Consider the following 1,876-nt stretch of genomic DNA (forward strand, 5'->3'; position numbering starts at 1 on the left):
AAAACTTCTCAAAAATCACCAGAAACAAAGATCAAAAATTACGCTAGAAGACCTTCACTTCTCGCCTCAATTTCGACTCCCCTAGGTGTCTCCCTCAAAGCGAGCGCGCATTATAAATATCCCACCGTGGATAGCAAGCGCCTTGTCATAAAAAAGTCGCTTTATTTTAAAGAAAGCGTCAATTGATCAACATACATACAATGCGATTATTTATTGATCACTTTAGATTTCCAAGCAAGCAGAACATCTAACCTAAATGACATTAGGGCAACGAAAAAAGTGAAGTAGACGAGCGCCTCAAAGTAATCAGCTCTTAACTGCCAATAGACATGAACGACTACCAAGAACGTCGCTAGATATACCCAACGATGCAGACGCTTCCATTTCTTCCCTAATTTTTTAATTGCCGTGCGAGGAGAGGTCACTGCCAAAACTAATAGGATCAGGAACGCCAACGCACCAACAATGACGTAGGGTCGTTGATACAAATCTTCTATAAAATTTCTCCAATCAACGAGAAACATACCGTAGCTCAACAAATGCAAGCAGGCATAGAAGAAAACCCACAACCCAAGCATACGGCGATATTTAACGAAACTAGGAAGCATCTTGAATTTACTTAGCGGCGTGACAGCTAATGTCACAAACAGCACAATAAGCGAGGTTTCCCCCAAGAACTCTACTAAAGCTTTCGCCGGCTCCGCCCCAAGGTTATTAACCACCAATCTATACACGATGTATGGCAGTGGAGCTAAGCAAGCAATAAAAATAAACCACCAACGCATCAAGTGAGCAGTTTTTACATTCATAATTAGTAGTTCTTCTTCAGATCCATCCCAGCGTAGAGTGATGCAACCTGCTCTTCATACCCATTAAACATCAAGGTATCGATGCGATTTGGACTAAACAAAGAGTTAGGTAATCGCCTCTCTGTCTTTTGACTCCATCTAGGGTGATCAACGTTGGGGTTTACATTGGAATAAAAGCCATATTCACTTGGCCCCGCTTTCTCCCAACTCGTTCGTGGTCGTGTCTCGCTAAACGAAATTCGAGCTATGGACTTTATGCTCTTAAAACCATATTTCCATGGGACAATCAGTCTTAATGGAGCACCATTTTGATTTGGCAATTCCTTGCCATACATTCCTACAACCATCATCGTCAGAGGATGCATTGCCTCATCCATGCGCAACCCCTCAACGTATGGCCAATCAATCGAAGACGTAAATGATCGAACACCACGCATCTCTTCTGGTCTATTTAGCGTTTCAAATCGAACATATTTGGCTGAAGGGGAGGGCTGAAATTTATTTAACAGCGCAGACAACGAAAAGCCCACCCAAGGAATCACCATGGACCAAGCCTCCACACATCGGAAACGATATACCCTTTCTTCCAATTCTAAACCCTTTAGAACATCTTCAAGGTTGTAGGTACCAGGTTTATCCGTCAATCCGTTCACAACAACCGACCAAGGCTTAGTCGTCATTTCATGCGCATACTTTGCCGGATCAGACTTGCCTGTTCCAAATTCATAGAAGTTGTTATAGGTGGAAGCTGTTTCGTATGGAGTAATCTTTTCGCCAGGAGCGTAGTTTACAGAGGGAAGGTTTTGAAACGCCGACGCATCCGCTGACGCAAACAATGAGGAACTTGGGAGTAAACTTGTAGCACCTGCTGCTGCAGATAGAGATAAAAATTTTCGTCGATTTAAGTATGCAGATTCGCTAGTTATTTCTGAAGAAGCGATATCTAACGAGGACCTGATTTTTATAAGCATAACTAAAGTTTTCCGTAAATTCGTCAACGTTGAGTTTATGCTGAGACGGTTCCTCGTCTAAAAAGTGCCTTTACGCTTCTTTTTTTCTGAATCTGC

3 protein-coding genes are annotated in these 1,876 nt (G+C 42.5%); 1 reads left to right on the plus strand and 2 read right to left on the minus strand.

Translation table 11 applies throughout. The features are described 5' to 3' along the window. Positions 1-186 (plus strand): hypothetical protein (locus A3739_RS30820; protein WP_231877059.1); only part of this gene is annotated, 186 nt, incomplete at its 5' end. Between the two features lie 20 nt (positions 187-206). Here A3739_RS30820 and A3739_RS09990 read toward each other — a convergent pair. Together A3739_RS09990 and msrP are read right to left on the minus strand one after the other, a co-directional pair. Continuing rightward, positions 207-809, minus strand: coding sequence for a sulfite oxidase heme-binding subunit YedZ (locus A3739_RS09990; protein ID WP_068477182.1), 603 nt, complete (start codon positions 807-809; stop codon positions 207-209). Positions 810-811: 2 nt separating this feature from the next. Beyond that, positions 812-1,780: a protein-methionine-sulfoxide reductase catalytic subunit MsrP gene (gene msrP / locus A3739_RS09995; RefSeq protein ID WP_068480377.1), complete on the minus strand. Its 969-nt coding sequence runs from the start codon at positions 1,778-1,780 to the stop codon at positions 812-814. Between the last annotated feature and the right edge of the window lie 96 nt (positions 1,781-1,876).

The sequence above is a fragment of the Oleiphilus sp. HI0067 genome (assembly GCF_001635735.1).